This is a genomic window from Arthrobacter sp. Cr_A7, from assembly GCF_029222765.1.
Lineage (GTDB): Bacteria > Actinomycetota > Actinomycetes > Actinomycetales > Micrococcaceae > Arthrobacter.
Map to the genome: position 1 here is coordinate 1 of NZ_JARHXQ010000132.1, position 4,765 is coordinate 4,765.

Sequence of the window (4,765 nt, forward strand, 5' to 3'; positions counted from 1 at the left end):
CCTGGCCGCAGTCGCCGACGTCAACCTCGGCCTGGGTACAGCAGGCACCAACGGCACCGACACTGCAGCAGCCGACCTGGCCGTCGCAGCAGACGCAGCACTCGGCCTCGGCACCCTGACCGGCACCGACGGCACCACCAACGGACTCGACACCGCCGTAGACGCAGCCCTCGACCTCAACCTCGGCGGCACCACCACCAACGGCACCGATGGCAGCACCGGCGGCAACGGCGGTCTCGATCTCGGTGTGGACCTGGGCGCAGACCTTGGCCTCGGCCTGATCGGCGGCGACAACGGCACCGGGACGGAAACCCCGGGAACCGACAACCCCGGCACTGAAACCCCGGGTACCGATCCGGTCGACGGCAACACCGGAGGCGTGGGCACCGTTGATCCCGGCACCAGCAACCCGGGCACCGGTACCGGAAACGGGACCGACACCAGCGGCACCGACAACGGGAACGGCGCCGGTAACGGTACCGGCACCGGAAACGGTACCGGCACCACGGGCACCGGCACCGCGGGTACCGGCAGCATCTCGGTAGCATCTGCCGGGTCCACCGCAGTTGGTGGCGCCATTGCTGCCGACGCTGCCCCCCGCAGCACTCCGGCCCAGGGCGCCACTGCGCTGGCCAACACGGGTGTTGACACGTCGCTCGTCCCGCTCGCCCTGCTGATCCTGGTGGCCGGACTCCTGATGCTGCGCAAGCGCAAGGTGTCCTAGCCACATCTGAAAGGCATCTGCCCGCGCCTGCACCACGCGCCTGAAGCGGCTGCACCCTGCAGGCTGAGGGGAAGGAGGTCCGCCCGAAGAATCGCGACATTACACGCAAAACATGTCCTCAGCACACATGTCCTTGTGACCGGTGGTCCGGTGGCGAAGTTCTTCAAACTCGCCGCCGGGCCGCTGGCGTGCCATCCCCCCATCCAGCCGCCGCCAATCGCGAGTAGTGCCACCCCGCCGGTATAATTTGAGTACGACAGTGCCGCAGCGCACCGGGAGGAACGGGTCATGGTGGCGGAATCGCCGAGCTCCATCACGAATGAAGTTGTTGGCGGACGTTACCGGCTGGGTGAGGTCATTGGGCGTGGCGGGATGTCTTCGGTCTACTGCGCCAGGGACGAAAACCTGGGCCGCGATGTAGCCCTCAAACTCTTCGCACCGCAGGCCCCTGATGCGGATGAATTGAAGCGCCAGGAAGCAGAAATCCAGCTTCTGGCCACGCTGAACCATCCGGGCCTGGTCACCCTTTTCGACGCAGGCATCGACACGCGCATCCCGGACGAGCCAAGGCCGTTTCTCACCATGGAACTGGTGGAGGGGCAGGACCTTCGAACGCGGATCCGGCACAGCACTTTGCCCCTTGAAGAGCTCGCTGTCATCGGGGCCGGCATCGCGGATGCACTGGCCTATGTCCACGGACTGGGCATCATCCACCGTGACATCAAGCCTGCCAACATCCTGCTGGTCCAGATCCGGCCCGGGGAGCCACTGCGCCCGAAACTGACAGACTTCGGCATCGCCCGCATTGTGGATGCAACCCGCCTCACGGCCACGGGAACCATGGTGGGCACCGCTGCCTACCTCAGCCCCGAGCAGGCGATGGGCCAGCCCCTCTCCCCCGCAACCGACATCTACTCACTGGGACTGGTGCTCCTGGAATGCATCAAGGGCGTGGTGGAATACCCGGGCGGCGCTGTGGAATCCGCGGTGGCCCGGCTGCACCGCGCGCCCGAGATCCCCGATGACGTCCCCGCCGAATGGGCTGACCTGCTCCGCTCCATGACCGCCATCGAGCCCCTGGAGCGTCCTGCCGCCGCAGACATTGAAACTGCGCTGCGGCAGGCCCTGGTGTCGCCCGCGTCGACTCCCGGGGAACTGGCGCCTGAGACGACGCGCGTGCTCCCCGCTATGCCGTTCCATCCTCCCTCCATCACGGCGGAGGAATCGGTGGACGAGCTGCGCGAGGCAGCGGCATCCTCAAGTGACCCCGCCCCGGCAGAGAACGTGCAGGGGGCTGCGCCGACTCCAGCTGCCGCACAGGCGCACCCGCAAACCCGGACCAAACGGTTCTGGCTTGCTGTGGTCCTCGGCCTCGTCGCGGTTGCGGCGGCGGTGGCAGCGGTGATGATGACAATATCCGCGCAGTCTCCAGCCGACGTCGTGCCTTACCCAACGGTGACCGGGGTCCTGGGCGAACATCTGGAGGAACTCCAGAAGAGTGTGGAGCCGTGAGGCTGAAGCAAGGAGGCGCCGGCCGTTTGGTCCTCGGATGGTCGGCCACCTTGCTGGCAGCAGGACTGCTGAGCGGCTGCGGCACCAATGACTCAGGCCTCCAGCGTGACGCCGCCAGGCAGCTCCAGGCTCGCGTCCTCGAGGTGACCCAGGCGTCCTCGCAAAATGATCCCGGCGGCGCGTTGAAAGCCCTTGAGGGACTTGAGGCGGAGCTTCAGGCTGCCCAGGCGAAGGGCCAGATTTCCGACGACCGGCGCCGCAGCATCACCACCATTGCCACGGCCGTGCGTGCGGACCTGGACGATGCGGTTGCCGCCGCGCAGGCAGCGGCTGACAAGGCCGCGGCTGACAAAGCAGTGGCCGATCAGGCTGCGGCGGCCGCCGCAGCCGCCGCAGCTCCTGTTGAAACACCGGCCCCGTCACCCGAACCGGAACCTGAAGCGGAACCGGAACCTGAACCTGAGCCGGACAGGAATGACAAAAAGGGCGGCAAGGGCAAGGGCAGCGACTAAGCCCGCGGAAACAGAACGGACGACGGCGGCCCCGCCTTCCGCGGCACGCTTCACCCGGGCAGGTTCCCCGCCTTCCGTTCAATGTGGTTGAGGACAGCGGCGAGGGCCGGCCATCTGTTATTGCCCCGCCGGGTACGGGCATAGGCGCGCACCACCACGTCGGGTTCGGCCAACCGTACGAGGGTGACGCCGCTGCGCGGCTTCCAGTCCGCCGGCAGGAGGCCGATTCCCATTCCCGCGAGGATCAGGTCCTCAACGAGGTCCAGGCTGTCCGCCTGATGCCGCATCCGGGGTTCAAAGCCGGCCATCGATGAGATGAGCCGCAGAACCTGCTCGTCCGCCTGGTTGCGAGAGTTGCCGATCCAGTCCCAGCCCTGGAAGCCGCGGAAAATGTCAGTGGCACTGCCACCTTGCAGTGGCGCGCCTTCAGGAACACCGAGGCTCCACGGCCTGCTCCACAAAGAGAGCGAGTCAAAGGCCTTGCCGCTGCCGTCCGGCGCCAGGTTGTAGTCGTACGTCAGGGCGAGGTCCACGGTGTCGGAGCCAAGCAGGGCAAGGGCTTCGGCAGGCTCGTGTTCCCGAACTTCGATTTTCACCTCCGGATGGCTCACCGCAAGCTCCCGCACAATGGGCATGAGGACCAACCGGATTGCGGTGGCGAAACCCGCCACCCGGACCGTGCCCGCGGGCTCTGCTTCAGGATCCAGCTCCGCGGTGGCGGCGTCCACGGCGGCGAGGATGGTCACCGCATGATCAGCCAAGCGTCGGCCCGCCGGTGTCAGGCGGACTCCGCGTCCAACCGGTTCCAGGAGGGGCGTGCCGGTCTCCCGGGCAAGGGCCGCGATCTGCTGCGACACGGTGGACGTGGTGGTCTGGAGGGCATCTGCGACGTTCCGCATCGAGCCTTGGCGGGCGAGTTCCAGCAGGACTTCCAGGCGGCGGGTTTCCATCCGTCCATTGTCCATAATTCGTGAACAATTTGTGAACGAATATCACGTGGACGAGGACAGTGCCGGGACGGTCTACTGAACGCATGGAATTTTCTCAACACCACGGCAACCGCGTACGGAGCGGGACAGCAATGGCGGGGGCTGCCATGTGCTGCGTCCAGCTTGGCCTTGCCGCGTCAGTGGGTCTCACGGACAAACTTGGCCCCGAAGGAGTCTCCTGGCTGCGCCTTGCCTGGGCCGCCGTCATTCTGGTCGCCTTCACCCGTCCCTGGCGGTCACGGATCAGCCGGACCGGCCTGGCGACATGCATCCTCCTGGGCCTCGCCACCGCGGCCATGACCCTGATGTTCATGGCCGCTGCCATGCGTATTCCGCTGGGCACGGCAGCAGCCTTGGAGTTCCTGGGCCCCTTGTCGGTCGCCGTCATACGGGGGCGTCGCGCAGGACGATGGTGGGCCCTGGTGGCAGCAGCCGGAGTGGCAGCCCTGACCGAGCCATGGCACGGTGGCATCGATCCTGTCGGGGTTCTCCTGGCATTGGGTGCTGCGGCCTGCTGGGCCGCCTACATCCTCCTGACGCAGCGTGCCGGTGACGAGGTGAACGGCCTGCAGGCGCTGGCAGTGTCCATACCCGTTGCCGCGGCTGCCACTACGGTGGTGGCGGGACCGGCGGTCTTCGCACACCTCGACTGGCAGCTGCTGCTCGCCGGAGCAGGCCTGGCCCTGCTGATGCCGGTGATCCCCTTCAGCCTCGAGCTGCTGGCGCTGCGCCGCCTGAAGGCCTCGGCCTTCGGGACGCTGATGAGCCTGGAACCGGCCATCGCAGTGGTGATCGGGTTCGCCGTCCTGGGCCAGGTTCCCGGCCTCAGCGCCGTGCTGGGCATCGTGTTGGTTGTGGCGGCAGGCATTGGGGTCACGCTTCAGGCTGGCCGGGAGCAGGAGGCGGCTCCCGCAGGGCAGCCCGACGGCGGCCCGCTGGCGGCGGAGGCGCCTGCCGTCCGTTCCTGACAACAGGACGGACCTGTCAACAGGACGGATCTGTCAACCGACATTCCTACAACAAGACAT

Annotated in this window: 4 protein-coding genes and 1 pseudogene; 4 read left to right on the forward strand and 1 reads right to left on the reverse strand. The window is 67.1% G+C overall.

What is annotated here, in order from left to right; all coding sequences use genetic code 11:
- The 3 genes and pseudogenes from P2Q66_RS08215 to P2Q66_RS08225 all read left to right on the forward strand — a co-directional run.
- Positions 1-724 (forward strand): annotated as a pseudogene (locus P2Q66_RS08215) (hypothetical protein); the annotation flags it as partial.
- A gap of 288 nt (positions 725-1,012) precedes the next feature.
- The gene (locus P2Q66_RS08220; protein ID WP_275727118.1) at positions 1,013-2,236 is read left to right on the forward strand and encodes a serine/threonine-protein kinase; all 1,224 of its coding nucleotides are present in this window, start codon (positions 1,013-1,015) and stop codon (positions 2,234-2,236) included.
- Positions 2,233-2,748, forward strand: a complete 516-nt coding sequence (locus P2Q66_RS08225; protein ID WP_275727120.1) for a hypothetical protein — start codon at positions 2,233-2,235, stop codon at positions 2,746-2,748. Before P2Q66_RS08220 ends, P2Q66_RS08225 begins: the two co-directional genes overlap by 4 nt.
- 50 nt (positions 2,749-2,798) lie before the next feature.
- On the opposite strand, the gene P2Q66_RS08230 is transcribed toward P2Q66_RS08225, so the two are convergent.
- Entirely contained in the window at positions 2,799-3,698 is a 900-nt protein-coding gene (locus P2Q66_RS08230; RefSeq protein WP_275727122.1) for a LysR family transcriptional regulator, read from the reverse strand.
- Between the two features lie 83 nt (positions 3,699-3,781).
- Between P2Q66_RS08230 and P2Q66_RS08235 the strand changes: the two genes are divergently transcribed.
- Complete coding sequence (locus P2Q66_RS08235) at positions 3,782-4,705, forward strand: EamA family transporter (RefSeq protein ID WP_275727123.1); 924 nt, start codon at positions 3,782-3,784, stop codon at positions 4,703-4,705.
- Positions 4,706-4,765 lie beyond the last annotated feature (60 nt).